Origin of the sequence: Streptomyces sp. NPDC048473 (assembly GCF_043200155.1) — a bacterium.
Classification (GTDB): domain Bacteria; phylum Actinomycetota; class Actinomycetes; order Streptomycetales; family Streptomycetaceae; genus Streptomyces.
On the sequence record NZ_JBICXE010000013.1, the window covers coordinates 59,294 to 84,866 of the forward strand.

Below are 25,573 nucleotides of genomic sequence, written 5' to 3' on the forward strand. Positions count from 1 at the left end.
GGGATGGAGAACACCATGGCCGACACTCTCGAACCGATGCCCGACGACTGGAACCGGGCGCTCGCGGTGGTTGCCCACCCGGACGACATGGAGTTCGGCTCCTCGGGCGCCGTCGCGGCCTGGACCGCCTCCGGAAAGAGCGTGGCGTATGTACTCGTCACCCATGGAGAGGCCGGGATCGACAGCATGAGCCCCGCCGAGTCCGCGAAGGTGCGGGCCGACGAGCAACTGGCCAGTGCGCGGATCGTCGGCGCGGCGCCGGTGGAGTTCCTCGACCACCCCGACGGGTCCGTCGAGCACGGGCTGCCGCTGCGCCGCGACATCGCCGCCGCGATCCGCCGGCACCGGCCGGAGCTGGTGATCACCTGCAACCACCACGACCGGGCCATCGGCGGCGGCTGGAACATGGCCGATCACCGCAACACCGGGCGGGCGGTCCTGGATGCCGTGGGGGACGCGGGGAACCGCTGGATCTTCCCGGATCTCGATCTCGAACCGTGGGCGGGGGTCCGTTATGTGGCCATCGCCTCGTCGCCGGTTCCCACCCACGCGGCGGATGTCGGTGGCCATCTCGACAGCGCGGTGGCCTCGGTGGAGGCGCACGCCGCGTATCTGGCGGCGCTGGGACCGCGGTTCGCCGACGTACGGGGGCCGCTCACCGGATATCTCACCGCGACCGGGGCCCGTGCCGGACTCGAGGCCGCGGTGCCTTTCGAGCTTCTTGTGCGCTGAGCGGTTCGGCCGCCCGACCAGCGCCGTGGGCCCGTACACCGAGGTGTACGGGCCCACGGGGCTCGGCCGCCGCCTGCTCAGCGAAGCGGTGTGGTGCGCTGATGAGGTATCAGCAGGGTGTCCTTGATGCTCGCCGGACGAAACAGCCGGTCCCACTTGCCGCCGCCCTTGCTCGGGTGCAGGCGCTCGGCACCGTACACCTCCTCGGCGGTGCGACTGGAACGGTCGAACTCCGCCAGTGCGCGGTAGTCCTCCAGGGTGCGCAGGTGGATCAGCCAGTGGATACGGTCCTGCTGGCCGAAGGTCTCCTCATACAGCAGCGAGGTGACCCGTCCGGCCAGCTCCCGGTTCACATGGCCCTGCCAGTTGAACGCGAACTGGCGTCCCTCTTCGCGGAATTCGTAGAGCACCTCCGCGCTGCGCATGACGATCGCGCCCGCGTTGGCCGAGTTCAGCTGGAGCTCGGCCGGCTGGCTCAGCTGCGCCCCGGCGGGCGGCACGAACGTGCCGGTGTCCTTATGGGAGTGGTCGTCGTGGATCAGTCCGTGCTGGCCGAGCATGATCCGCTCCTGGAGCGAACCGTAGGTGAACATCCGCTCCCAGTTGCCGCCTCCCTTGGCCTCCGGCAGACGGTCCTCCTTGGTCGCGATGTCGAGGTACTTGTCGTCGTGCTCGACCATGTCGAGGAGCTTGCTGTAGTCGTTGGGTGCCTTCATCTGGATCAGCCAGTGAAGACGGTCGCGGGTGCCGAACACCTCCTCGTAGCAGAAGGTGGTGCAGACACCGAGCTGCGCCTTGTTGATGTGGTCCAGCAGGTCGACGCTCCACTGCCGGCCCTCGGTCGAGAACTCGTACGCGAGCTGGCCGGTCCGGTGGATGATCATCCCTGCGTTGGCCGAGTGCAGGAGTTCCTCGATGGGGAGTGAGGTCTGGTCCAGAGCGGTCGGCGTCGGGCCGGTCACGCTCGGGGTGGGTTCGGTGACGGTCATGGGTAGCTGCCCTCTCGTCGGCTGAACCTGTTCTAGGCGATGGACGGCCTCGGGAACCGCCCAGAATTGAGCGTCAGGACGCACCCTTCCTGGCCGCGTCGAGAATCTTCACCACGGTGTGGAAGTAGCGCGTCGTCGCGTCGTGGCCCAGCGCACGTTCCTGGAAGCCCTTGGCCGCGGGTGCCTTGCCGTTGATCAGATACCAGACGACAAAGGCGTCGTACGCGGTGCTGCCGATGATCTCCATGTCCTTCTTCGGGGAGATCAGCGGCAGAGCCAGGTCCGCATCGATCCGCTCGGTCGTGAACACCACGCAGCAGCGCATGTCGTTGGTGACCGTGACTTCCTTGAACGGGTCGAGCGCGATCAGCGCCTCCAGTTCCGGGACCGTACGCAGACAGACCGCGACCTCGTAGCCGAGCGTCTCTCTGAGATGGTCACCGATCTGGGTACTGAGCACGGCACGGTCGGTCTCGTCGGACTCGAAGAAGACGTTCCCGCTCTGGATGTAGCTGCGCACGGAGTCGAATCCCATGTCCGTGAACAGGCTGCGCAAGTACTCCATCTTCACCGAACGGCCCGGCACATTCATCCCGCGCAAGAACGCGATGTACAGCAAATCCAACCACCTGTCCGCAAGAAAGGGGGAACCTCGGTCTGCGCCCGACACCATAGCGGCAACGGACAGGCCCCACCCGGGAGACGCGGACAGCGGCGTACGGCCCTGCGCACACTGCGCCTCGGGGCACCGCTCAACCTTGGGCAGCGGGAAGCCCCGGGCCTCCGGCAGGCTGCGCGGCGCAACGGACTCACGCCCGAAAGGACCAGACGTGCGCTTGAAACGGACGATCACCGCCCTGGCGGTCGCGGCCACCACCACCCTCGTCACCACGTTCGCCGTGGCCCAACCCTCCACCGGGGCACGGCATCACCAGGATGATGTCCTCACGGTGGCTCAGCGCCCGGCGCTGCCCGCGTCCCTCCCGAGGTTCTCCGTGGCCCTGCCCGACATTCCGCCGGACGGGACCTTCGGGCAGGAGAACCTGCTCGACTGGGGCGGCTGCACCGGCGGGAACAAGTCGCCCGCGATCCGGTGGTCCGGTGCGCCTGCCGGGACCAAAAGCTATCTGATCTCGCTGTTCGACCTGGACTCCAAGACCTCCAGTGGATTCTGGCACTGGTCCGTCTGGAACATCCCGGCCGGCACGACCTCGCTGCCCGAAGGCGCGGGAACGCCAGGCAATCCGGGTCTGCCCGCTCCCTCGGTGCTCGGCAGGACCGACTTCGGGATGACCGGTTACGGCGGGGCGTGCCCGCCGCCCGGGGACCGTGCGCACCGCTATGTGTTCACCGTGGCCGCGCTGGACACCGCCGACATCGAGGTTCCGCCGGACCTGCCGATGGCCGCTGTCAATGTCGTCATGCAGGAGCACGCGCTGGCGGCGGGGTACCGCACCGTACTGACCGGACTCTGACCGGTCCCCGCACAGCGATCACGACGAAGGGCCGGGACGGTGCGTCCCGGCCCCCGCCGCGCACACGGTCCCCGCGTGCGAGTGGATTCCGGTCCGTCGAGGCGGCACGGGTCGGTCCCGGACGGCGTCTGGCATATCCGAGTCGCGGGTTCATAGCGAGGGCCGTCGCGCCGGCCGGATGATGCATCGTCCGAACCCGGTGCACACCGCACGGGCCAGCGGGTCCCCTGCCGAACCCCGGTCCACAGGTGAGGGGCGGCACTGGAGCCTGCCGGCCCCTCGAACCCTGCCTCCCTCCGGTGTACCGCTTTGCAGGGACGACGGCAGCCCTGCTGGGTGGGCTGCTTCTGCACCGGGCCGCCTCGCTCAGCCCACCACCACCGGCGACGACCCGCCCGCCACGGCCACGCGGGGTGCCCCGGTACCGTCTGCGGGGACGGTCCAGATGTCGCTCGCCCGGCCGGCCGTGCCCGGCAGCGAGTAGGCGACCGTGCCGTCGTCCAGCCAGGCCGCCTGGTCGTCGACGCTGCGTGTCTCGGCGAGCGGCGTCTCACGCATGGTCCGCAGGTCGAGGACGTACAGCCGCCAGGGCGCGGCCGGGTTGTCGGAAACCTTCTTCTTGAAGGCGATCCGGGTGTTGTCGGGCGACAGGGAGGGACACTCGGCGTTCTGCCGCAGCGCCTTCGCCGACCAGTCCTTCATGTTCCCCTCGACGAGATAGGTGCGGCCCTTGGTGGAGACGGTCGCGTAGAAGCGATTGTCGTCGCGGGCGAAGGTCACCCCCCAGTAGTTGACGTCGGGGGCGTGGTAGCGGACACCGTCGATGGTGAGGGGGATCTCCTCCATGGACTTGATGAGGTAGCCGGTGCGCAGGTCGAGGACGGCGGTCCGCGTGGAGAAGGCGGTGGTGGCGTACGAGTCACCGGTGGCGAACACCGTCCAGGACAGCATCCGCCCGGACGCGGAGACGCGGGCGCGAGTGGGAACGCCCGGCACGGTGATCCGGCGCACCTCGCGCAGCCGCCGGTCGAGAACGATTGCGTAGGTCTTCGGCAGCACCCCGGGCTCGGCGCGCAGGCAGAGCGCGGTATCACCGGAGGCGTAGAACCGGTCGCAGGAGGGTCCGCCGGTGGTACGGGCGCCGGAGTCTCCAGCTCGCGGCTGATGCGCGACGCGTCCTGTGGCCGTGTCCCGGAAGTACAGCGCGGGCCCGCCGAGAGTGAACGAAGCGTCGGCGTCGGCCCGTTGCCCCTGCGACCGGTGTTCCGCGTGCAGGGCGTACCCGACGGAGCCGCCCGCGAGGAGTAGCACCGCGGCCACCACTACGGCGATACGGGCCCGAGGGCTCAGCGGGGTCGCGGCTCTCGGGAACCTGGCACTCATGCGGTCCGCCTCTCGGGGATCTGGGCTCCCGGCCCCTCGGGCGCCGGGGTACCTGACGGGTTGCGCGGCAGCAGCGCCCAGCCGCCCGCGAGCGCGGCGAGCAGGGCCGATACCGCCGCCCACAGCGCGGGGCGAGGCCCCCACACCGTCCACGCGGCGCCGAAGCCCGCCGCGGCGAGCATCCGGGCCAGCGCCTGGCCGGTCTGGAGGAGGGCGAGTCCGCCCGCCCTGCCATCGGCGGGCAGCGCGGGTCCGGCCAGGGCCATCAGCACCCCGTCGGTGGTGGCGTAGAAGACGCCGAGCAGCACGAGGACGGGCACAAGAAGAAGCAGGGCCGGGCCGCCGGTCGGGGCGAGGAGCGTGGCGTACACGCCGAGCAGCGCGACGTGTCCGTACAGGAACGGCAGCTGTCGGCCGACCCGGTCCGCGATGCGGCCCGCCGGGACCGCGAGCAGCAGATAGCTCGCCGCCGCACCGAGCGGCAGCAGCGGGAACCAGCCGACGGGTAGGCCGAGGCGGCGCTGGAGCAGGAGGTAGACGAAGGCGTCACCGACAGTGGCGGCACCGAGCAGGGCGGCGGCACCGAGGATCCGCCGGAAGGCGGGATCGCGGAGTGCCCCAAATACCTTGGGTGTACGTGGAGTTGAGTCCATCGGTGGGGTCGGGGGGTGTGCGGGAACGTACAGGACGAGGAGCAGTACCCCGAGCAGGCCGACGCAGAAGCTGACGACGAACACCGCGTCGTAGGCGTCGGCGGTCGCCCAGAGCAGGGCGAACGCGGCGAGCGGGCCGAGCAGGGCGCCCGTGGTGTCCATCGCCCGGTGCACGCCGAAGGACCGGGCGAGCGCCTCGGGTCGGCTGCTCAAGGTGATCAGCGCGTCACGGGGCGCCGTACGGATGCCCTTGCCGACCCGGTCTGCCGCGAGGGCAGCCGCGATCCCGGCGGTGGCGCCGCCTGCGAGCAGCAGGCCGAGCCGGGAGCAGGCGGAGAGTGTGTAGCCGATCCCGGCGACCCGTTTGTGGCGGCGGCCGCGGTCGGCGGCGTGCCCGCCGAGCAGCCGCACGACGGAGGTGGCGCCGTTGAACAGGCCGTCCAGGAATCCGAATTGGAGAGGTGAGAGACCGAGTCCGAGGACGAGGTAGAGCGGCAGCACCGCGGTGACCATCTCGGAGGAGATGTCGGTGACGAGGCTGACCGTGCCGAGTGCCAGGACGGTGCCGGGGACGCGTCGGCCCGCCCCGCCTGTGCGGGGCGGGGCCGGCGCATCCCGGCGGCCTGTGGTCGCCAGATACATCAGTGGCAGGCGTACTTGGAGCTGGTGTCCTTGGTCTTGCCGTCGGTCCCGACGTAACTCCAGCTGTAGTCGGAGTCGGTGAAGTCCAGTTTCAGGACGCCGTATTCACCGCTGATCCGCTTCTGACTGTTGGGCTGGACGTTCTCGATGGGGTAGGGCTCGGCGCCGCCCATGCCGCCGACGATCTCGGTGATTCCGTCGGCGGTGGCCTTCCCGTCGGGGTCCTGTGGGGCGAACCGCTCGTAGTGGTGGTCGTGCCCGTTGAGCACAAGGTCGGCCTTGGCCCCGTAAAGGATCTTCCAGACCGGCCTGCTGACCGGGTCGTTGCCGTGCCCGCCCGAGGAGTACAGCGGGTGGTGCCAGTAGGCGGCGATGCACGCCTTGGCGTTCTTGGCGAGGTCGGCCTTGAGCCAGTCGATCTGGGCGCTCTGGTCGAAGGAGTTGGAGTCGAGGGCGATGAAGTGCCAATTGCCCTCGTCGAAGCTGTAGTAGCTCTTGCCCTGGGGGTACGCAACCGCCCCGAAGTACGTCTTGTAACCGACCAGCGACCCGGCCGGATCGTATGTCTCGTGGTTGCCCGGTACCGGATGCGTCTTGTCCTTGAACGCGCCCCAGGTCTTGTCGTAGTAGGCACGGAAGTCGGCGATCCGGGCGTCGTCGTACTGGCTGTCACCCATCGTCAGATAAAACTTCGGATTGAGCTTCTGGGCCAGTGCGGCGGTCTTGGGATGGGCGCAGTCGCTGTCGGAGGCGGTGCACTGGGCGGCGATGTCACCGGCGGCGACCACGGTGAAGGCGCCGGTCTGCGGGGGCGCGCCGTCGAAAGTGCCGTACACCTCGACCTCGTGCAGCGAGTAGCCGTAGGCAGTGCCGCGCGCGGTGCCGTACACGCGCAGATAGCGGCCCTTGCCGGCGAGGGCAGGCCAGTCGTCGGTGCCTCCGTTCCCGGCCGTCTCGTCGGCGAGCCGGGTCCAGGTGGTGCCGTCGGCGGAGATCTCGATCCGGTACGCCTTGGCGTACGCGGCCTCCCAGCTCAGCTCCACCCGCGTGATGTTGGCGGTGGCACCGAGGTCGACGCGGATCCACTGCGGGTCCTTGCCCTCGGCGCTCGCCCAGCGGGTGGCCGGGTCGCCGTCGAAGGCGTTCTGGGGGCCGAGGCCGGAACCTTCGCTGGAGGACGCGGTGGCGGGCTTGCCACGCGAAATGAGGGGGTCGGCGGCGGCGCCGGCCCGGTCGGGGTAGGCGAGCAACAGACTGCCGACGAGGAGGAGTACGGCGGCGATGACCACGCCCACCGTACGGCGCCGCGTGGGCGTGAAGAGTGGAGCTGAGCCGTTCAGGTGCATCCCTGGACTCCAGGCCTTGGGGGTGGCGAGAGCTGGGCATTGGCGCGTGACCTCGCGCCCCGGCCCTCGTGCGGGCAGGGGGCAACATCACGGTGGCCGGGCCAGAGCTCTCACTGAGCGCGTCATGCCCACGGGGGGTCAGGCACCGCGCCAAGCCACCGCCCGGAATGCTAGCGAACAGTAAACTTTCCTACCAGTCCCCCAACTCCCTTTGCTCCGCATCCCGTTCAGCACCGGGGCACATCCGGCTACTGGCTCTGCAGCGGCCTCGGTGAGGGATGTCGCCGTACGCGGACGGCGATGACGGTGTTGGAGCAGAGGCCGCACAGGTCGGTGAGGCGAAGAGAGGCACCGGACCGCCGAGCAGCTGCGCGCGGCCCGTGCCCACGGCGCCCGGTTCGCGCCCGTCGCCCCGCTGCGCGACGATCTGGCGGCCGAGCTCGACGCTGTGGCTCGCGCCGCCCGTGCCGGGCAACGCGCGCTCTACGCCGGCTTGCGAGCCGACCCCGCAGCCGGCCCCCAGCGGGCGGATCGAGCTGTTCTCGCGCACCATCGCCGGCTGCGGCTCGGCCGGGGTGCGGATCAGCGACGCCGTTCACCCCGGGGCCGTGTGGCTGTCGACCGGCGCCTGGTTCGACCCGTGTCCCCCCGAGGTGGCCGCCTGCCCGCGGGGCACCTGACACTCAGCCGGACAGGAGAGCCCAGCCCACACGGCGTGCTGTCGGACCTTCCGCTACGGGTGCAGCACGACCTTCGTGTAGCCCTCGATCCGCTTGTCGAACTTCTCGTACGCCGACGGCGCCTGGTCCAGGGTCAGTTCATGCGAGACGACGAAGCTCGGCTTCGCCCGGCCCTCGATGATCATGTCGCGCAGGTACCGGTTGTAGCGCTTCACGTTGCACTGCCCCGTACCCATCCGCAGGCCCTTCTCGAAGAGCTTGCCGATCGAGACGAGGAGCATGCCGTGCTTGGCCTGTTCGTCAGGGCCTCCGGGGTCGGCCGGGACGTAGAGGCCGGGCACGCCGAGCGCTCCGGTGGCCCGGACCGTTCCGACGAGCGAGTTCAGGACGGTCGCCGGTTCCTCGCGGTCAGTACCGTGGGCCATCGCCTGGTAGCCGACGGCATCCACGCCCTTGTCCGTGCCGACACCCTCGGTCTGCTCCTTGATCTGCTCCACGGGATCGCCCTCGGCGAAGTTGATCGGAACCGCGCCGATCTCCCGGGCCTTCTCCAGCCGCTCGGGAACCCGGTCCACGACGAACACCTTCTTCGCGCCGCGCAGCAGGGCCGAGTAGGCGGCCATGAGCCCGACCGGCCCGGCGCCGTACACGGCGACGCTCTCACCCGGGCGGACCTGGGCGAGTTCACAGCCGTGATAGCCGGTGGGGAAGATGTCGGCAAGCAGCATGAAGTCGGTCTCGTGCTCGTTTCCCGGCGGCAGCTTCAGGCAGTTGAAGTCGGCGTAGGGAACGCGCAGGAATTCCGCCTGGCCGCCCGCCCAGGGCCCCATGGCGACATAGCCGTAAGCACCGCCCGCGAAGCCGGGATTGACGGTCTGACAGTATCCGGTGAATCCCTCGACACAATTGACGCAGAACCCGCAGGCGACATTGAAGGGCATGACCACGCGGTCGCCCTCCTTGAGCGAGGTGACGCCCTGGCCGATTTCCTCGATGATTCCCATGTTCTCGTGGCCGAAGACGATGCCGGGCTCGGCCGCGGTACGGCCCTCGTACATGTGCAGGTCGGAGCCGCAGATCGCGGTGGAGGTGATCCTTACGATCACGTCGTTCGGGTGCTGGATCCTGGGCTTTTCAACGTCTTCGACTGCCACGGTGAACGGCCCCTTGTACACGACGGCCTTCATGGCTGTCACCTCCGCTCGGCGATGTACGTACGATTTCCGCCCGCCCCGCCCACTCTGTTCCGCGTGGCCCATCTCTCATGATTCTCCGCCCTGAGCCAACAGACAACCCGGTAATATCGGGAGAAATATCCGCCCTGGTATCGCACCGAGAAACGGAAAGGGAGGGCACTGAGTGGCTGCACAACGCCTCGGGACCCTGCTCGTCCCAGTGCCCGGCCTGTCCGGCACCACGTACCCGCCAGGAACGACGGTGACTGTCCGCGGTCGCGGCGCGACTGTCGATGCCTTTGTCAACGGCGACTGGCTTCCGCTGTCGTGGTGGGAATTCTCCGACGGCCTCCGCGAGGACATCGCCGACCGCTGACCCCGGCGCGCAAACGGTGATCTGCACAGACACCGGGGCTCTCTTTTCACGATCATGGCAAACGACGCTTGGCTCTCACGTGGCCACGTCGGGTGCAGTCCGCCCGCTGCCCGGTGTGACGACCGGCGACACGAGCCGGCAGCGGCCATCCGCGTCAGATGCGGCCGAGCGCCTCACCGCCCGCACATCGCTGCGCTCGGCAAGGACGTCAACGGGCTCACCGTCGGGGACCCTGTCGCCGTGTACCTGCCCGACGGTGGGGGCTGTGCCGAGTACGCCGTCGCCCCGGCCCGCTTCGTCTTCCAACTGTCCGCCGCCCCTGACACGGCCCTTGGACCTTCGCCGTCGACATGCCGTCAGCCGACGTCAGGCGCACAACGATCCGCCGCGACGGCTGCCCACCGACCCTCCTCCTCCACGCACTGACCAACCTGGACACCGCCGCCCTCCACGCCCAGGTCAGAACCCGGCTCCGCCCGGTCTTGAGCGAACTCGCCTCCGAACTGCGGCAGAAGGACGGCGCACGTGCGCCTGCGACGAAAGAGCGGCAGGCGCACGGCGCTTCACCGGACGTCGTCAGGCTGCGGGCTGCCGCACCGGCTCCACTCCGATGACCTTGCGGTAGACGCGGGCGCCGTCGCCGTAACAACCTATCCACGCACTCGACAGGAAGAAGAGCCCTGCAGGGCAGGGGCCTCGTCCCGGAGGGCAGCGTCTCCCGCCCTCCGGGACGCACACCGTCGCCCCAGGCCCACACCGCCGGCCGGGAGAGATACGGCCGGGGTTTCCAGAGGCGCTAACCTTCGCCGCGTCCCCTCGCACGGTCCAGCCAAGGGCCGAACTCGCTTTCCCGGACCAGCCGGCCGAGTTTGCGGTACTCCTGGAGCACGGCCGAGACGATCTGCTCCATACCGAGCGGTCTCCCGGATTCCGCCGCCAGATAGGCGGCGGTCACCGCGCAGGCGCGGATCGACCCTCCCGCCAGCTCGAAGCGTCCTGCGCAGAATTCCAGGTCGAGTTCCGCGTCGCGTGGGATCGCCGTCCCGAGGCAGCGGTCCCACAGGGCCAGTCGCTGCTGGGCGTCCGGCATGGGGAACTCCGCGATCACGTCGAGGCGGCGGGTGAAAGCCTCGTCGAGATTGGCCCGCAGATTGGTGGTGAGCACCGCGATCCCGTCGAAGGACTCCATCCGCTGCAGCAGATAGGCCGACTCCACGTTGGCGTGGCGGTCGTGCGCGTCCTTGACCTGTGAGCGCTTCCCGAAGATGGCGTCCGCCTCGTCGAACAGCAGGATGCCGTTGACGTCGGACGCCTCGACGAAGATCCTTTCGAGATTCTTCTCGGTCTCACCGATGTACTTGTCCACCACGGTGGACAGATCCACGACGTAGAGCTCCATGCCGAGCTCCGACGCCACCACCTCGGCGGACATGGTCTTGCCGGTGCCGGACTCACCGGCGAACAACGCGATGACCCCCCGCCCCCGGCCGCCACCCGGCCGCATCCGCCACTGCCCGAGCACCTGCTCGCGGTGGTGTGCGCGCAGGGCGAGTTCGGACAGCTGGCGGCGGGTCGCAGAAGGCAGCACGAGGTCGTCCCAGCCGACCGCGGGCTCGATGCGACGGGCGAGTCGTTCGAGCCCCGCGCCGTTCTGTGCCCGGACCGCCGTGCGCAGGTCCTGCGCGTCCACCGGACGCTCCTCCAGGACAGCCAGCCGGGAGGCGACGGCGGCGGCCTTGCGCACCTGCTCGGAGTCGAGCCGGTAGGAGGCCGTGGCCTCGATGAGTCCCTCGTCGGCCGACACGTTCTCGGCGGGCAACCCGACAGACGTGCCGGCCTCGGCGAGCGCCCGACGCCACTGCCGTGCCACGCCCGCGGGGCCGGGGGGCAGGACGCGGACCGGAACCGGGCTCTCCCTGGTCCACAGGGGGTCCCAGTTCTTCTTCCCGTACACGATCAGGGGAGCACCGCTGACCGCCGCGCAGAGGCCACCGAGCAGCCGGGCTCCCTCGGGCCGCTCGGGGGCGAGCGATTCGAGTGGCCCGAGGACGACCCCGCCGCTGCTCAGCCGGGCCTCAGCCGCCAGGGTTTGTACGAGCTCCGCCGGTTCGGGAGCGGCGGCGAGTGCCGCGATGTCGACCACCAGCGGACGACGCCCCGCGGCGAGAAGCGCCTCGACCGCCAGTCTGCCGGGGTCGCCTCCCCGGTCGAGCAGGTGCACCAGGCCGCTGCCCGTGCCCAGCGCCGCCGCGACCCGCAGGGCCTCCGGTCCCGTGTCCGGCTCCTCCTCGGGCCCGACCACCCGGACGAGGCCGCGCAGCCTCCCATCGGTCTCGTCGTCGCCGAGCAGGTACGCGGTGATCCGGTCCGGCACTCGCAGCACCCGCGAGAGCAGCGGGCGGTCGGCTTCCAGGACCTCCAGCAGCCCGCCCGCGACCAGCGGGGCGGACGGCGAGAACCGGAAGCGGCCGGAACTCGCGGCGGGCAGCCCGCAGAGTTCAAGTGCCAGGCCGATGGCCGGCCTTCGCCGGGTGAGGTCGTCGTTGAGGTAGCCGTAGAGCCGCTCGAACCGGATGTCGATGTCCGGGGCCATCGCGACCAGCAGGAGGTCGACGTCCAGCGGTACCAGGCCGAAGTTCTCGGCAAGCTGCCGGATCCGGCTCCCTGGCGGGGAGTTCGGCGAAGGCTCGGAGCCGTACGCCGGTACGGGCGCGAACGCGTCGCGGGACTCCACGATCCGGTCGACCGCCTCGGGGGTGAGGTACTGCCCCCGGTACGGATCGTCCGGTTCCGGGTCGGCGGCCCGCCGGGCCGCCACGGCGTGCCTGACCCGCTGCTCGACGTGGATCAACCGCTGCCAGAGGTCCTCGATGCCTGCCGTCGGAGTGCCGGGCAGTTCGCGGACGGCATGGGTGCCCTGTGCCGTGGTCATCGAGCCGCGCCCCCGCGCCTGCGCCGACCGGGCGGCAACTGCCGTTCACGTTCTGCGGCGAAGCCCTGCCCGCCGGGGTCGGACGCGCCGTCGTAGCGCAGCCGGCGCCCCGGTCCCGCCCCGTCGCCGTCCCGTGCGGGCGCGGTCTTCACCACCAGCCCTTCGGTGACCGGCGGCCCGGCGGAAGTCCGTTCACCGGCCAGCGGTGCCCACACACGCAGGTCGATCGCGGCCTTGAGCTCACCGCCGAGCGCGGACCACACGTCCGAGGCCGACGGCCCGTCGGTGCCCGGACCCGCCGCCTCGATCTCCACGGTCAGCCCGAGCTCGGCGAGGCTGCCTGTGTGCATACGGGCGGGCAGGACGTCCGACCGTACGAGGCAGCGCAACACCTCGGAGAGCAGGCGGTGTTCGTCCTGGGGGCGATTGGTCCAGGCGGTCACCAGATAGGTGAGCTCGAACCAGCGTGGCGGGGTCCGCCAGCCGATGACCACTCCTTGGTCGTCGTGCTCCTCGGCCGTGCCGGTACGGCGCCGGGCCGCATCCTCACGGATGCCGTGGAGGAAAACGCTGATCGTGGGGGCGTTGCGCCGGGCGGACCAGTCCTTCGTCGGTGCGTCGAAGACCAGGTCGACGCCGCTCTCCTGGAGGCCGGCGTCGACCAGCAACAGCCGCAGTCCCTCGTCCACTTCGTGGATCACCGGCGCCCCACCTCATCCGGCGGGACGATGGTGCCGCTGACCACCAGGAAGGGCGTGGTGACCGGGCTGAACCCCGGTCCCTCGGCGGTGATCGTGCGCGGCCCCGTTTGATCCTTCGCCAGGATCAGCAGCTGCGCGATGAACGTACGGTCCCTGCGCGGGACGGTGGGCGGTGCGGTTGCCGTGATCCCGGGCTTCCAGGTGAGCGTCACCGGTGCTCCGGGCGGGAAGTCCTTGCCCCGTACGGAGGTGACGAACCCCGGTTTGCCGACGGCGGGCACCGCGATGATTCGTGGCTGGAGGATGCGCAGCGATTTCCTGGAGACGTTGTCACCCTTGTCGGCGTCGGTACCGGTGGTGGTCAGCGTTCCGGTGATGCTCGTCCTCAGTGCCCGGTCCGGCTTGAGCACGACACGCACGACCGTGGAGGCGCCCGGTGCCAGGTCGGGCAGCGTGCACACCCCGGCGGCGCAGCCCGCAGGAAGCGGACCCGCCGGGATCCGCGCGGGCAGTCCGAGCCTCAGCCGCAGACCGGTGGCGAGCGCGTTTTGGCCGTTGCGCACGGTGTACGTCACCACCACCCGGCCGCCGACGAAGCCGGGGCTGGGCTGTGCCCGCACCGTGACGCCCGGCCCTGCCTTCGGCTCGGGCTCGGGCGCCGGAGGCCGGGGCGGCGAGGTCGAAGGAGACGGGGTGGGCGTCGGCGTCGGGGGTGCGTCCTGGACCGGAACGATCGTCCCGGAGGCGTTGTCCGTGGGGTTCGGGTCGAGTACGGCTCCGGTGACCGACCAGCCGATCTGCTGGTCCCCCGTCGTCACGCCGGTGAGCCGAGCGGTGACCTCCACACTGGTCCCGGGCCGGAGCACGCCCAGGTCGCACTGCGGCGACCCGGTGGCGCAGGGCCCGTCCGGGGTGGTGAGCTCCTCCAGACGCACGCCGGGCGGGGCGTCGACGGTGAGCACGGTGCCGGGCGAGGGCGCCGGACCCTTGTTGGTGACGGTGACCGTCACTGACACGGAGGACCCGACCTCCACCGCGGGTCCGGTGGGCGGTGCGGTTAGCGACAGGTCGACCGACTGCTGGAAGGCGGGCTCCTTCTGCCGCCCGGTGAGCCTGTCGCCGAACGGTGTCAGCGTGCCGGAGGAGAGGTCGAGCATGGACAGCTGCTCCGGGGAGTTCGGCGCGAGCGCCCTGCGTGAACTCAGTACCAGCCGTCCCGCGTCCGGCGACCAGGCCACGTCGCGGGGCTGGAAGGGCCCGGTCCGCGAGGTGTCGGGGATGTCCTGGTGGCATGCGTCGGGGTTGTTCCGCTGGACGGACGGAAGCACGACCCGGCACTCGCCGCCGGTCAGCGAGGTCACGATGATTCCGGCGCGCTCGTTGACCTGGCCGCCGCCGTCCTTCCGGTTGAAGGCGATCGAGCTGCCGTCGGGGGAGAAGGCGGGGCTGTCGTCGATCTTCTTGCATTCACCGGGGCAGATGGTGACGCTGAGGTCCCGCTGCTGGTCGAGCGCCGCCACCGGGACGGTCCAGATGTGCTTGATGCCACCCAGGCCCCGGATCACGTGGTTGCGGGTGAACGCGAGGGTGGTTCCGTCCGACGACCAGGTCGGCTGTGCGTCACCTCCTGCCAACTGCCCTTCCGGCGGAACTACTTTGCCCACGATCGCTCCCGTGGCGACGTCCGCGATGAGAATGCTGCTCGGCCCCGGCTGCCCGTCGACCCTGCCGGGAGAGCTCCTGGTGAACGCCAGCTTGGTGCCGTCGGGCGAGAACGTGGGGTCGGTGTCCCAGTCACGGGGACCGCGCCCGTCGAGCGGCATCGCTGCCTCGTGGGTCCCGTCGGCGTCGGCCAGCCAGATCCGCTCGACGCGCTCCTTCTCCGGACCCTCGAAGCGGGTCAGGACGATGCGCCTGCCGTCCGGTGTGTAATTCTGCCGCTCGGTCCAAGGGTCGTAGGCGTCCGCCGGATTGAACAGCGGGTCCTTGGCGGGGTCGGTGTTCGTATTGGCCGCCGGGTCCTCCTTCAGGATGGGGAGCCCGAGATCCCGCGGGTCCGAACCGTCCTGCCTGACGTCCTGGAGCGTCACGTCGTTCGCCTCGCGAGGGGTCCGCCGTGCCACGACGGCGGTACCGGAGTCCGCGGGCCCCATCCAGGTGGGCGATTCGACCGCACGGTCCTCGCCGAGCGTCAGGCCCGGCTCGTTCCCGTCGAAGGCGGCCGTCCGGTAGACGTGGTCGTAGTCCTTGCACCCGCAGGTCGTGTCGGGGCTGAGGAAGAGCAGGCCGTTCCCGTCCGGCAGCCAGGCGGCCGAGCGGGTACGCCAGTCCGCCTGGACACCGGCCAGCAGGGGCCGGTCGGTCCCGATTCCCTCGGTCACCCGGAGCCGGGGTCCCGTCTCCTCGTCCGTGGTGAGGGTGTACGCGACAAGAGCGCGGTGGGAGTCGTCGTCCACCGGGTTCCACTCCGGCTCGGTCGCGTCGCCGGGCGGGCCGTCACTGATCACCCGCGCCGCGCCGCCGGCCACGGCCTGTTCGTAGATCAGGCCGGTCCGCCCGGGACCGGAGTCGCAGGAGTACGCGATCCGCGAGCCGTCCGGGGAGAACGTCGGGGAGGTCTCGTTGTTGGGGGTGTCCGTCAGCCGCCGCAGGCCCAAGCCGTCGATCCCGACGGTCCACAGCTCACGCTGGACCACATCGCCCGGCCCCCGTTCCGCGGAGTCGAACACCACGGTCCGCCCGTCCGGGGAGAGTTCGGGGTGTGCGGCGTCCCGGCCGGTGGTGAGTTTGCGCACCGCTCCGCCCGCATCGCGCACGTACACCTGCGGTCGCACGCTGTCGCGCAGGCTGGTGAAGACCAGCACGTCACCGCGTGCTGAGGGATCCTGGTCGTAGTGGGCCGGTCCGGGACCGAACAGCGGGGCGCTGGTGGCCGGGTCGGAGACCCGGCCGAGGCTGCGGTGTTCGGTCCCGGCGTAGGCGATGCGCCCGGCATCCACCGGCGCTTCGTCCGCCGCCGCGGCGAGCCGCGGCGCACCCTGAGGAGCGGACGCGGAACCCGCCACCAGCAGCGGTGTCAACAGCACCACGGCGCCCGCCAGTCGGCCCAGCCGGGTATGCCTTGCCGGGCCAGCAGTGCCGGTCACGGCCCACCTCACAGTCTGGTTGATGACTCTCCATGACAAGCATCGCGCTCGCGCGGGGTCAAAAGACAGGCCCGGAGGGCCCGGAGCGGGGGAAGGGGCTGCTGCCCTTTGCGGCGGCCACTCCCCCGGCCTCCCTTCCCGCAAACACCCGCGCGCCCCCGCGCGGCGACGTCCTTGCGTCGTCCGCACGGGAGCCCGTGGCAGGACTCAGATGAGTCCGTGCCGCATGGCGTAGCCGACGGCGTGGGCCCGGTTGCGCAGTTCAAGCCGTGTCGCCACCTCGTGCAGCACGTTCTTGACGGTGCGTTCGGAGTACGAGGTCTTCTGCGCGATCTCCGCGGTGTCGAAGCCCTCCGACACCAGCCTGATCATCTCCGCCTCCCGCGTCGTGAGGGTGGAGAGCGAGAGTCCCCGGGGGTCGAGGACCGTGCGCTGGAGGCTGCTGACATGGTCGAGGAGCTTTCCGAGCAGGTCGCCCGGCAGCACGCCTTCACCGTTCGCCATTGCCGTCACCAGGTGGACGAGACTGTCCTGGTCGGCCTCCCCGCGCCTCAGCACGGCGGCGACACCGCACTCGATCATGGTCTGGAGCGCACCCGATTCGAAGAAACCGACAACGAGTCCCGTGCGGGTCGCGGTGTTGCGCTGGAGACGGTGCAGGAGCTGGATGGTGGGCTCGTCCACCATGTCCACGACCACTAAGGAGACTTGAGCCCGGTCGGCCTCGGACTCCGCTATCAGTTCTATCTCGGGCCGCAGGCGCAACTGGTGGACCATGCCGGTCTGCAGGATCAGGTCCTCCGCGTACACCGCTACGGAGACCCTGCCCCCGGGAGCCTCCTTGGCGCTGCCCTCGGCGGAGCGCTCCGACGTAGCGGGCCTGCGGTACTGGCCGCGTTGCGCTGCCCTGTTCTTCATGTCAGTCGTCGTCATCGTTCCGTGCCTGTCTTCCTCACGTACTTCCGCCCGATATGCCTGTTGCCGCTATCGACCACAACGGCCCCGGCATGGGGATCGGGCCCGGGGAGGGGCCGCGGGGACACCGTGCCGGTGTGCCGTCGGGGCACCACCCCTGCCCGCTTGTTGCCCTCGCGTCTCTGCTGCGGAACCGCAGAGGCGGCTTAACGTCGCACCGTGACCACATCTGCCGAACTCGAAATGCCCACGGTGACGGTGTCGCCCGGCGCTGAAGCGACGACGACCCTGACCGTGCGCAACGACGGCGACATCGTCGAGGCCTACACGCTCGAAGTGGTCGGCGACTGCGCCGCGTGGAGCACCGTCGAGCCGGCGCGCGTGTCCCTCTACCCGGGCACCTCCGAGGTGGTGACCATACGGCTCTCGCCGCCCCGGTCCCACGAGGTCCGGGCCGGCGAGATACCCCTGGGTGTCCGCGTTCTGCCCACGGAGCACCCCGAGTCGGTGGTGGTCCCCGAGGCCACGGTGGTCGTCGAGCCCTTTCACGAGCTCCGGGCGGAGCTGGACCCGCGCCGACGCCGCGGCTGGCTGGGCGCCCGGTTCCGGACCTCGGTGCAGAACAAGGGGAATACCGCGGTCGACGTCGCCCTCACGGGCAAGCAGGCCGGGGAGGAACTCCGCCTGGCCTTCACTCCGGGCCAACGGCGCCTGGAACCGGGCGAGTCGGCCGAGGTACGTCTGCGGGTACGGGCCCGGAAACTGATCTGGTTCGGCGAGCCGGTCGCCTGGCCGTTCGAAGTCGAGGCCGCCGAAACTGCCGAGCGGGACGCCGACAGCGAGCGGCCCGGCCGGCCCGAGGCGCTGCCGGGTGAGTTCGCTCAACTGCCGGTGCTGCCCAAGTGGCTGCTGATCGTCCTGGCCGCGCTGCTCGCGCTGCTGATCGCGTGGTTCACGCTGGTCCGGCCCGCGGTGCGGAGCACCGCTAAGCAGGCGGGGACCAAGGCCGCGCAGGAGGAGACGGCCCGCAACGAGCAGCAGGGTGCGACAACGTCGGGCGGCGCGGGCAACCCGGCCGGCGGTCAGGGGCAGGGCCAAGGTCAGGGGGCCGGTCCGGGCGGGTCGGCCGCGCCCGGAGGTTCCGGCACGGGAGGTTCCGGCACGGGAACGGGCGCCGGGGGCACCCAGCAGAGTTCGGCGACGATCGACGTGCAGACCGGGGCCGGGGCCGGGAAGAAGGGGACGTACCGGGTTCCGGAGGGGAAGGTATTCGGCGTCACGGACATCGTGGTGGCGAATTTCCAGGGCGACGAAGGAGTACTGACCATCTCCTTCGGGGACCGGAAGATCACCACCATCGCTCTGGAAACCTTTCGCAACCAGGACTATCACTGGGTCACCCCCATCCAGATTCCGCAGAACGCCACTGTCACCGCCTCCGTAACCTGTGACAAACCTGGCACTCCGGCGACCGGAACTCAGGCTTCCGGATGCCACCAGGTACTCAACGTAAGCGGCGTACTGAGCGATCTCGCACCGTAGAAACAACAACGCCGGGCCTCCCGCTTCCCCCTGTGGGGATGAGAACAGCAGAAATCCCGACCGAGGGAAACCCGGCTTGCCGGTCGTTGGCGGTTTCCTTTCCTTGCACACACCAAAGGTCTAGACCTTCAGAACTCCCCGCGACGCCGCAGCGGGTGAAGATTATCCGGTCGCAGACCCCCTCGCATACGAACTGGCCTGTTCAGAGCCACTTCTGTCGCCTCCGAGGCGGAACGCCAGGAGGGTCGGGCGGGGCGGATCAAGGGCCTCTTCCGGCCACCGGAACCCGGCCGGACAGCCAACCGCCCGCGGCGAATTCTGGCTGATTCTCGTCGACCCGGCGCCGATTCCCCGACCGCTGCGGATGTCGGCGAGCAGTTTCGGGAATCCGTGGGGGAGAGAGACTGCGCACACCGGCATTCACCGAAGCCAGGCATCCACATTTCCGGCGAATCCCCCACTGGCAGACGCCTTTCCATAACCCGGAGTCCACCTCGCCTTCACGCGACCGAACCGGGGAATACGTCGAGCCAAGGAATACGGCGACTGCCGCGACCAGTCCGCAAGGGGCAGCATTTCCTGTCGTGCAGGTGCCTGGAAAGGCAGCGTCCTTGCCCCGTGTCCAGGACTTTGAGGCCTACTGTCCGCCACGGCCGCCGGGCAAGACTGAGCGGCGAACGAATGACCACCCGAAGGAGCGAGCATGCCGTCGTACCTCACCCCCGGTGTATACGTGGAGGAGGTGCAGTCCGGAGCGCGGCCCATCGAGGGAGTCGGCACCGCGGTCGCAGCCTTCGTCGGTTTCGCGGAGACCGGCCCCTTCCACCAGCCGACGCTGGTGACGAACTGGGACCAGTACGTCCAGGCCTTCGGCACTTTCACCGCCGGCACGTACCTGACGCCCGCGGTCTACGGCTACTTCGCCAACGGCGGCGGCGCGGCCTACATCGTGCGCATCGGCGGCCCCGCACAGGACTCGGCACAGGGATCTGCGCCCGGAGCGGCCCCGTCCGTCGCCATCGGAGGGTTCCTGGTCTCCGCACGGCCCGGTACGAGTGGAGACCTCTCCGTGGAGGTCGCCGACGCCGAGGGCGAGAACCCTCCGGAGGACCGGTTCCGGCTGCTGGTGCGGCAGGCCGGCAAGGTGGTGGAGACCTACGACGTCTCCACCCGTAAGAACGTCAAGGGCTATCTGGTCACCCAGGCCCGCCAGTCCAAGCTCATCGAGGTCACCGAGCAGCCCGGCGAGGCCCAGAGCCGCCCTGAGAAGCAGAGCCTCGCCCTCGCGCCCGCCGCTGCCGCCCCCGGGACCGGCGCTGCACGGCTCGACCCGGCCGAGTACATCGGCGACGCCGCGGCCCGCACGGGGTTGGCGGGCCTCGAAGCGATCGACGAGATCACCATGGTCGCCGTTCCGGACCTGATGAGCTCCTACCAGCGCGGGGACATCGATGCCGAGGGCGTCAAAACCGTGCAACTGGCGGTGATTTCGCACTGCGAGCAGATGGGCGACCGGGTCGCCGTCCTGGACACTCCGCCGGGTATGAACGCCCAGCGCGTCCGTACCTGGCGCAACGACGACGCCGGATTCGACTCGCGCTACGCGACCGTGTACTACCCGTGGCTCAAGGTCTTCGACCCGGCGACCGGCCACAACTCCCTGGTGCCGCCGAGCGGTCACGTCGCCGGCGTCTGGGCGCGCAGCGACGGTGAGCGCGGTGTGCACAAGGCCCCCGCCAACGAGGTCATCCGCGGTGCGCTGGACCTGGAGATCCGCCTGAGCAAGGGCGAGCAGGACCTGCTCAACCCGATCGGCGTCAACTGCGTGCGCGCCTTCCCCGGGCGCGGCATCCGGATCTGGGGCGCGCGCACGCTCTCGTCCGACCCGGCCTGGCGCTACCTCAACGTACGCCGCCTCTTCAACTACCTGGAGGAGTCGATCCTCCTGGGCACCCAGTGGGTGGTGTTCGAGCCGAACGACGACCGCCTGTGGTCGAGCATCCGGCGCAATGTCACCGCCTTCCTCACCGAGGAGTGGCGCCGGGGCGCTCTCTTCGGCCGCACGGCCGAGGAGGCGTTCTACGTCAAGTGCGACCGCGACAACAATCCGCAGGAGTCGATCGATCTCGGCCAGGTCGTGTGCGAGATCGGCGTGGCGCCGGTGAAGCCCGCGGAGTTCGTGGTCTTCCGCCTCGCGCAGTTCTCCGACAGCACCAGCCTCGTCAACGAGTGACCCAGCAGGGTCCGCAAACGGAACAGGTGACACAGAGTCATGGCAGAGGGCGACGCTCTTTCCACCCACGTCTTCGGCGTGCAGCTCGGCGGCTATCTCGTCGAGTCGATCCAAGAGATCAGCGGCATGACCGTCGAGGAGGAAGTCGTCGAGGTCCGTCAAGTGACCGCCGAGGGCAAGCAGATCATCCGCAAGCAGCCCGGCGCACGCCAGGCGGGCGAGGTGACGATCACCCGCGGACTCGACAAGAGCAGCGAGTTCACCAACTGGATCAAGGAGACGCTCAACAACGGGGCCGTCGACACCGCGCGCCAGAACCTGACCATCGAGATCAAGGACTCGAAGGGTGAGACGGTCCGGCGCATCCAGCTGATGCAGGGGTGGGCCAGCAAGTGGGAAGGCCCCTCGCTGAAGGCCGGCGAGTCCAGTGCGGCCACCGAGACGGTAACCATCACCTTCGAGGAGATCGTGGTCGAATGAGGCGCAGGACCGTTACGTCGGGCGGGCTCGACGAAGTCCTCGACGGCCTCGCGCCCGCCCCGCCCACCGCACGCGAGGAAGCTCCCGCGCCGTCTCCGGCCCGGGACCGTGACCGGGACCGGCAGGAGCTGCGTACGGAGTTCGATTTCGAGCTCCCGCGCGGTTACGTCGACGACGAGGGCCAGGTGCACCGGCACGGCTCGATGCGGCTCGCGACGGCACGGGACGAGCTGCGCCCGCAGATCGACCTGCGGGTGAAGGAGAACCCGGCGTACCTGTCCGTGGTGCTGCTGAGCCAGGTGATCACCCAGCTCGGCACCATCACCGATGTGCACGCCGGGGTCGTCGAGCGGATGTACGCCACGGATGTGGCGTTCCTCCAGGACTTCTACCGCCGGATCAACAGCGAGGGCCACACGCACGCCGCGGTGACCTGTCCGTTGTGCCACGGATCGTTCGAGGTGGACCTCTCGGGTGGGCGCCTGGGGGAATCGTGACGTACGCGCTTCCCCGGTTGCGAGAGGAGATCGCGTACGTCGCCTACCACTTCCATTGGCAGCGCGAGGACATTCTCGACCTCACCCACAGCGAGCGTCAGCAGTGGGTGAGGGAGATAGCGCGGATCAACACCCGCGTCAACGAAAGCGGGTGATCGTGTGGGGTTCGGGGACTGGTTCCGCCGAGGGGACCGGCAGAAGCCCGGCACGCCCTCCCGGGGCGGGGCCGGAGCCAATACCGGGCGCAGTCCGGTACCGGAAACCGACCGGAGCGACAGCCGGGCCGATCAGCAGGACGGCGGCTGGGACGGCGGCTGGCGGCAGGTCGCGCCGCCGACGGTGACCGTCGCCCGGTCCTCGATCGGGGTGAGCGACGGGCTGCGGTTCAGGTCCGGCCTCGCCTCGTGGCAGAACCCCGCGTTCGGGGGCCAACTCGGCCATGCCGTACTGCCGTCCGCACCGGTGGGCCTCATCCATGGCGTCGCCCGTCCGGGCAGCGCGCCTTCCACGTCTCCCGGTGGACCGCTGCTCCTGCGTGCCGCCCGGACCGGTGCGGACGGGGAAGCGGAGCCTTCGGCGGACCTGACACCTGCCACGGCGGGCAACGCGACCGGCAGGGGCAGGGCCGGCGAGAAGCCGGTCCCTGCAACCATCCAGCGGTCGAGCGGTACGACGCCCCCCGGCTCGTCCGGGCGCGGGGCACCGGGGCGGCAGGCTCGCGGGAGCGGCCCAACCAGTCCGGAAGCCACGGCAGGGACGGCCCCGGCGAAGAACACGGCGTCAGCCGCGGGTCCTGGACCGGCTTCGGCCCCGACCGCCGCGCCGGCGCCGCAGCATCCCGCGAACACCGTACCGGCACCGGCTTCACCACAGCGGGCCCGGCCCGCCGCCGTACGTCCGCGGCGGACCGCCCCGCCCCTGATCGTTGCCCGGCGTCCGGCGATGGCCCTGCGGCACATCGCCGGGATCCCGCCGGCCACGGCCTCCGCACCGGCCGCTCCCGTCACCACCACCGCCGCGCAGCAGCGGACCACGCCCGCCCGGCCGAGCGGCTCCGGCCGGGCGATTCCCGCTGCCCCGCCGGGCGCCGCACCGCCACCGGACCGCACCACCGACCGACCCGCCGCCGCGACGGTGCGCCCCGCCCTGGGCAAGCCCCTGCGGGAACTGCCCACCGGGGCCGTACCGTCCGGCCCGGCAGCGCAGGGCGGGGTCGTACCGTCCGGCCCGGCAGAGCAACAGGCAGCGGGCATGCCCGTGCTTCAACGGCAGGCATCGGACGCGGCAACCCCTGCGGTGACCACGCCTTCGCCGGAGGCGACGAAGCCGTCGGTGCGTCAGCAGCCGTCCCCGGAGGCTCGGTCCCCGGAGCCGTCCCGAACGCCCCGGCCTCCCCTGCCGATCCAGTCGGCACCGGCTCCGGGACAGGCATCGGTATCCGGGCCGCAACGGGCGCAACACCCCGGCGGGCACGAGCCGTCGAAGCCTTCGGGCCCCCCTCGGTCCGCGCAGTCGCCACAGCCCGACGGGTCCGGCTCACAGGCTCGTACCCGCGGCGGGATCGGCACCCCCCTCCCCTCGCTTCCGTCGACAGCCAGGCTCCAGAACGACGCTCCGCTGCTCGGTGACCGCCGTCGGACACAGCCGGGAACCACGGGCCCGCGGCAGGGCACGGCGTCGACGGGGGAGCCTGCGGCGCCCCTGCCCTCCGCACCGGCCGAGCCGACACCGCCGCCCCTGAACGCGCCTTCCGAGATGCCGCTGCGCTCGTCCCCCGTGCCTGCTCCGCCCGCCGCGTCCTCACCGGAACCTGCGGCTGTCCAGCGCGCGGTGGACACCACGCGTACGAGCACGCGTACGAGCACGCCCGTCACCGCCCCTTCCTCTTCTCCTCCCGCTGGGCCGGTACGTGTCCGGAGGATCGCCCCGGAGCGTGAAGAGGGACGGGCATCCGCGCTTGCCGCCGGTACCGGGGGGCCGTCGCCCGCCGTCCAGCGGTCGCGGGCCCTGCTCGCGGGCAGGGCCCTGAAGGTGAGCACCGGGTTCGGTGAGGGCTTTTCGGCGCCGACGGCGACGGCAGGCAGCGCGGCCCGGCCGGTCGTGGCAGCCACCTGGCGTCGTGACGTACAGCAGCCGGGGTCCGGTGTGCCGTCGCCGGGGCGCGGGAGTTCGCGGACCGGGGAGCACCGGACGCCATCGGGCGCGGCACCCCGGCATTCAGCTCCTCAGGCGCGCACCCGCCCCGCCGAACCCGCGTCGCCGCACCGGACCCGTGCGACCGGCCCGGGACCGGCGTCCGAGGGACCGACATCCGAGGGGCCCGCGTCCGAGGGACCGGCGCCCGGCGGCACCGTCCAGCGCTCCGTGCCCGGGAACCCGTCGCCCGGCACCGCCCGGAGCGGGACGCCCGCGGGCCGGACACCCGCTGGTGATCCCGGTCGCGTTCCGGGGGCCGGGGCTGACCGGACGGGTCGCGGACCGGCGGTCGGCGGCTCCCTCCTGCGGCTCGTGCAGCGCTCGGTACGCGGCGGCGCGACAACGCCGCCGTCCCGGCCCGACGCCCGCCCGCCGGAGCAGGAGCCCGCCCAGTCACGCTCCGGCCGCCGCCCCGGACCGCCGTCCCCGGCACCACGACCCGCACCATCCACCCCGTCCACGGCCCCCTCCGTGGTGTCCGTGCCGTCCGCCGCTCGGCCGGTTCCGGTCGTGCGCCCGCATCCGCCCGCACCGGACCGGCCGGGAGCAGCCGCCGTGCCCGTACAGCGGATGGCGATGCCGGTAGTGCCCGAATCCGCCGGTCCCGCGACCACCGGACCGGCGGCCGGAGACGGTGCTCCACTCACCGGACCACCGAGCCTTTCGGTACGGGTTCCGCAACGCGCACCCGCACCGGCCACGGGAGCCGGCAGCTCCGGGACCACGGCTCAGGCACTTCAGCGCGCGGCGGCCGACGCCGGAATCACCGGTGTTCCGGTGAGGGCGGCCCCGGTGAAGCCCGCCGAGCCGTCGGGAAGGACCGGATCAGCCGGCTCGGCCACCGCGGACGCTCCGGCCGCGAACCGGGTCACCGGGGCGGACATCGAGGAACTGGCCCGTCGTCTGCTCGATCCGGTGAGCCGGCTGATCCGCGCGGACCTGCGCAGAGGGCGGGAGCGTGCCGGACGGTTGTACGACGGCCGCCGCTGACATCGGCCCTGCCCGGCACGGCACTTGGGAAACAGCAGAGAAGAAGAGAAGCACATGACGGACAACATCTTCGCGACGAGCGTGTTCTTCAAGCTCGTGATCGGAGGCAGTGACCTGGGGGCCTTCCACACCTGCTCGGGTCTGGGCGCCGAGGTGGAGATGGAGCAGTACGCCGAGGGCGGCAACAACGGCTTCACCTGGCAGCTGCCGGGGCGGATCACCTGGACCAACATCACGCTGACCCGCCCGGTCACCGCCGACACGCTCAAGATCGCGCGGTGGCTGAACGAGACGATCCAGCGGGTCGAGCCCAAGGACGGCGAGATCGTCGCGCTCCGTCCGGACCTCAGCCGCATCATCAGCTGGCAGGTGCACGGCATCGTGCCGGTGCGGTGGCAGGGACCGTCCTTCGACCCTGCCAGCTCCCAGGCGGCGATCGAGACGCTGGAGATCGCGCACGAGGGCCTGGAGCCCTCCTGATGATCCGTCA

Annotated in this window: 21 protein-coding genes; 10 read left to right on the top strand and 11 right to left on the bottom strand. The window is 70.7% G+C overall.

Going from position 1 to position 25,573, the window contains the following annotated elements; genetic code table 11:
* Nucleotides 1–15: 15 nt before the first annotated feature.
* Complete coding sequence (locus ACGFU7_RS21705; RefSeq protein WP_393697648.1) at nucleotides 16–732, top strand: PIG-L deacetylase family protein; 717 nt, start codon at nucleotides 16–18, stop codon at nucleotides 730–732.
* 77 nt (nucleotides 733–809) lie between these two features.
* Here the strand turns inward: ACGFU7_RS21705 and ACGFU7_RS21710 are convergent, their stop codons facing one another.
* Both ACGFU7_RS21710 and ACGFU7_RS21715 read right to left on the bottom strand, forming a co-directional pair.
* Nucleotides 810–1,721, bottom strand: coding sequence for a DUF6039 family protein (locus tag ACGFU7_RS21710; RefSeq protein WP_393697649.1), 912 nt, complete (start codon nucleotides 1,719–1,721; stop codon nucleotides 810–812).
* 73 nt (nucleotides 1,722–1,794) lie between these two features.
* The gene (locus ACGFU7_RS21715) at nucleotides 1,795–2,340 is read right to left on the bottom strand and encodes a DUF1697 domain-containing protein (protein ID WP_393697650.1); all 546 of its coding nucleotides are present in this window, start codon (nucleotides 2,338–2,340) and stop codon (nucleotides 1,795–1,797) included.
* A 211-nt stretch (nucleotides 2,341–2,551) separates the two neighbouring features.
* Here ACGFU7_RS21715 and ACGFU7_RS21720 point away from each other — a divergent pair, with 211 nt between their 5' ends.
* Nucleotides 2,552–3,196: a YbhB/YbcL family Raf kinase inhibitor-like protein gene (locus ACGFU7_RS21720; protein ID WP_393697651.1), complete on the top strand. Its 645-nt coding sequence runs from the start codon at nucleotides 2,552–2,554 to the stop codon at nucleotides 3,194–3,196.
* A 366-nt stretch (nucleotides 3,197–3,562) separates the two neighbouring features.
* Here the strand turns inward: ACGFU7_RS21720 and ACGFU7_RS21725 are convergent, their stop codons facing one another.
* The 4 genes from ACGFU7_RS21725 to ACGFU7_RS21740 form a co-directional block, all read right to left on the bottom strand.
* Nucleotides 3,563–4,579, bottom strand: a complete 1,017-nt coding sequence (locus ACGFU7_RS21725; protein ID WP_393697652.1) for a TolB family protein — start codon at nucleotides 4,577–4,579, stop codon at nucleotides 3,563–3,565.
* Entirely contained in the window at nucleotides 4,576–5,874 is a 1,299-nt protein-coding gene (locus tag ACGFU7_RS21730; protein WP_393697653.1) for an MFS transporter, read from the bottom strand. Before ACGFU7_RS21730 ends, ACGFU7_RS21725 begins: the two co-directional genes overlap by 4 nt.
* Nucleotides 5,874–7,220 carry a discoidin domain-containing protein gene (locus ACGFU7_RS21735; RefSeq protein ID WP_393697654.1) on the bottom strand — a complete coding sequence of 449 codons (1,347 nt, stop codon included), beginning with the start codon at nucleotides 7,218–7,220 and terminating at the stop codon, nucleotides 5,874–5,876. The genes ACGFU7_RS21730 and ACGFU7_RS21735 overlap by 1 nt, the downstream gene beginning before the upstream one ends.
* A gap of 733 nt (nucleotides 7,221–7,953) precedes the next feature.
* Nucleotides 7,954–9,087 carry a glutathione-independent formaldehyde dehydrogenase gene (locus ACGFU7_RS21740; protein WP_393697655.1) on the bottom strand — a complete coding sequence of 378 codons (1,134 nt, stop codon included), beginning with the start codon at nucleotides 9,085–9,087 and terminating at the stop codon, nucleotides 7,954–7,956.
* Between the two features lie 172 nt (nucleotides 9,088–9,259).
* Between ACGFU7_RS21740 and ACGFU7_RS21745 the strand changes: the two genes are divergently transcribed.
* Nucleotides 9,260–9,451: a hypothetical protein gene (locus ACGFU7_RS21745; RefSeq protein ID WP_030931808.1), complete on the top strand. Its 192-nt coding sequence runs from the start codon at nucleotides 9,260–9,262 to the stop codon at nucleotides 9,449–9,451.
* A gap of 796 nt (nucleotides 9,452–10,247) precedes the next feature.
* On the opposite strand, the gene ACGFU7_RS21750 is transcribed toward ACGFU7_RS21745, so the two are convergent.
* From ACGFU7_RS21750 to ACGFU7_RS21765, 4 genes are all read right to left on the bottom strand, one after another.
* Complete coding sequence (locus tag ACGFU7_RS21750; RefSeq protein ID WP_393697656.1) at nucleotides 10,248–12,383, bottom strand: ATP-binding protein; 2,136 nt, start codon at nucleotides 12,381–12,383, stop codon at nucleotides 10,248–10,250.
* Nucleotides 12,380–13,084, bottom strand: coding sequence for a DUF4255 domain-containing protein (locus ACGFU7_RS21755; RefSeq protein WP_393697657.1), 705 nt, complete (start codon nucleotides 13,082–13,084; stop codon nucleotides 12,380–12,382). The genes ACGFU7_RS21750 and ACGFU7_RS21755 overlap by 4 nt, the downstream gene beginning before the upstream one ends.
* On the bottom strand, nucleotides 13,081–16,230 hold the full coding sequence (locus tag ACGFU7_RS21760) for a hypothetical protein (RefSeq protein ID WP_393697658.1): 3,150 nt from the start codon (nucleotides 16,228–16,230) through the stop codon (nucleotides 13,081–13,083). Before ACGFU7_RS21760 ends, ACGFU7_RS21755 begins: the two co-directional genes overlap by 4 nt.
* A 207-nt stretch (nucleotides 16,231–16,437) precedes the next feature.
* The gene (locus tag ACGFU7_RS21765; RefSeq protein ID WP_393697659.1) at nucleotides 16,438–17,163 is read right to left on the bottom strand and encodes a response regulator transcription factor; all 726 of its coding nucleotides are present in this window, start codon (nucleotides 17,161–17,163) and stop codon (nucleotides 16,438–16,440) included.
* Nucleotides 17,164–17,388: 225 nt separating this feature from the next.
* On the opposite strand from ACGFU7_RS21765, the gene ACGFU7_RS21770 reads away from it, so the two are divergent.
* The 5 genes from ACGFU7_RS21770 (at nucleotide 17,389) to ACGFU7_RS21790 (ending at nucleotide 22,052) form a co-directional block, all read left to right on the top strand.
* The gene (locus ACGFU7_RS21770) at nucleotides 17,389–18,687 is read left to right on the top strand and encodes a hydrolytic protein (RefSeq protein ID WP_393697756.1); all 1,299 of its coding nucleotides are present in this window, start codon (nucleotides 17,389–17,391) and stop codon (nucleotides 18,685–18,687) included.
* Between the two features lie 703 nt (nucleotides 18,688–19,390).
* A complete protein-coding gene (locus ACGFU7_RS21775; protein ID WP_393697660.1) occupies nucleotides 19,391–20,920 on the top strand; it encodes a phage tail sheath family protein in 1,530 nt (509 codons plus the stop codon).
* Nucleotides 20,921–20,959: 39 nt separating this feature from the next.
* The gene (locus tag ACGFU7_RS21780) at nucleotides 20,960–21,400 is read left to right on the top strand and encodes a phage tail protein (RefSeq protein ID WP_114242518.1); all 441 of its coding nucleotides are present in this window, start codon (nucleotides 20,960–20,962) and stop codon (nucleotides 21,398–21,400) included.
* Complete coding sequence (locus ACGFU7_RS21785; protein ID WP_393697661.1) at nucleotides 21,397–21,897, top strand: hypothetical protein; 501 nt, start codon at nucleotides 21,397–21,399, stop codon at nucleotides 21,895–21,897. Before ACGFU7_RS21780 ends, ACGFU7_RS21785 begins: the two co-directional genes overlap by 4 nt.
* The gene (locus tag ACGFU7_RS21790) at nucleotides 21,894–22,052 is read left to right on the top strand and encodes a DUF6760 family protein (RefSeq protein ID WP_393697662.1); all 159 of its coding nucleotides are present in this window, start codon (nucleotides 21,894–21,896) and stop codon (nucleotides 22,050–22,052) included. Before ACGFU7_RS21785 ends, ACGFU7_RS21790 begins: the two co-directional genes overlap by 4 nt.
* 132 nt (nucleotides 22,053–22,184) lie before the next feature.
* Here the strand turns inward: ACGFU7_RS21790 and ACGFU7_RS21795 are convergent, their stop codons facing one another.
* Entirely contained in the window at nucleotides 22,185–23,051 is an 867-nt protein-coding gene (locus ACGFU7_RS21795; RefSeq protein WP_393697663.1) for a hypothetical protein, read from the bottom strand.
* 1,597 nt (nucleotides 23,052–24,648) lie between these two features.
* Between ACGFU7_RS21795 and ACGFU7_RS21800 the strand changes: the two genes are divergently transcribed.
* Both ACGFU7_RS21800 and ACGFU7_RS21805 read left to right on the top strand, forming a co-directional pair.
* Nucleotides 24,649–25,083, top strand: a complete 435-nt coding sequence (locus tag ACGFU7_RS21800) for a hypothetical protein (protein WP_393697664.1) — start codon at nucleotides 24,649–24,651, stop codon at nucleotides 25,081–25,083.
* A 54-nt stretch (nucleotides 25,084–25,137) separates the two neighbouring features.
* On the top strand, nucleotides 25,138–25,563 hold the full coding sequence (locus ACGFU7_RS21805) for a phage tail protein (protein WP_266430804.1): 426 nt from the start codon (nucleotides 25,138–25,140) through the stop codon (nucleotides 25,561–25,563).
* The last annotated feature ends 10 nt before the right edge of the window (nucleotides 25,564–25,573 follow it).

What these genes read in the sequence shown, in the direction of transcription:
- ACGFU7_RS21765 (WP_393697659.1), bottom strand. Translation starts at nt 17,163, where the DNA reads ATGACGACGACTGACATGAAGAACAGGGCAGCGCAACGCGGCCAGTAC.
- ACGFU7_RS21785 (WP_393697661.1), top strand. Translation starts at nt 21,397, where the DNA reads ATGAGGCGCAGGACCGTTACGTCGGGCGGGCTCGACGAAGTCCTCGAC.
- ACGFU7_RS21735 (WP_393697654.1), bottom strand. Translation starts at nt 7,220, where the DNA reads ATGCACCTGAACGGCTCAGCTCCACTCTTCACGCCCACGCGGCGCCGT.
- ACGFU7_RS21770 (WP_393697756.1), top strand. Translation starts at nt 17,389, where the DNA reads ATGCCCACGGTGACGGTGTCGCCCGGCGCTGAAGCGACGACGACCCTG.
- ACGFU7_RS21740 (WP_393697655.1), bottom strand. Translation starts at nt 9,087, where the DNA reads ATGAAGGCCGTCGTGTACAAGGGGCCGTTCACCGTGGCAGTCGAAGAC.
- ACGFU7_RS21705 (WP_393697648.1), top strand. Translation starts at nt 16, where the DNA reads ATGGCCGACACTCTCGAACCGATGCCCGACGACTGGAACCGGGCGCTC.
- ACGFU7_RS21775 (WP_393697660.1), top strand. Translation starts at nt 19,391, where the DNA reads ATGCCGTCGTACCTCACCCCCGGTGTATACGTGGAGGAGGTGCAGTCC.
- ACGFU7_RS21725 (WP_393697652.1), bottom strand. Translation starts at nt 4,579, where the DNA reads ATGAGTGCCAGGTTCCCGAGAGCCGCGACCCCGCTGAGCCCTCGGGCC.
- ACGFU7_RS21710 (WP_393697649.1), bottom strand. Translation starts at nt 1,721, where the DNA reads ATGACCGTCACCGAACCCACCCCGAGCGTGACCGGCCCGACGCCGACC.
- ACGFU7_RS21805 (WP_266430804.1), top strand. Translation starts at nt 25,138, where the DNA reads ATGACGGACAACATCTTCGCGACGAGCGTGTTCTTCAAGCTCGTGATC.
- ACGFU7_RS21730 (WP_393697653.1), bottom strand. Translation starts at nt 5,874, where the DNA reads ATGTATCTGGCGACCACAGGCCGCCGGGATGCGCCGGCCCCGCCCCGC.
- ACGFU7_RS21780 (WP_114242518.1), top strand. Translation starts at nt 20,960, where the DNA reads ATGGCAGAGGGCGACGCTCTTTCCACCCACGTCTTCGGCGTGCAGCTC.
- ACGFU7_RS21750 (WP_393697656.1), bottom strand. Translation starts at nt 12,383, where the DNA reads ATGACCACGGCACAGGGCACCCATGCCGTCCGCGAACTGCCCGGCACT.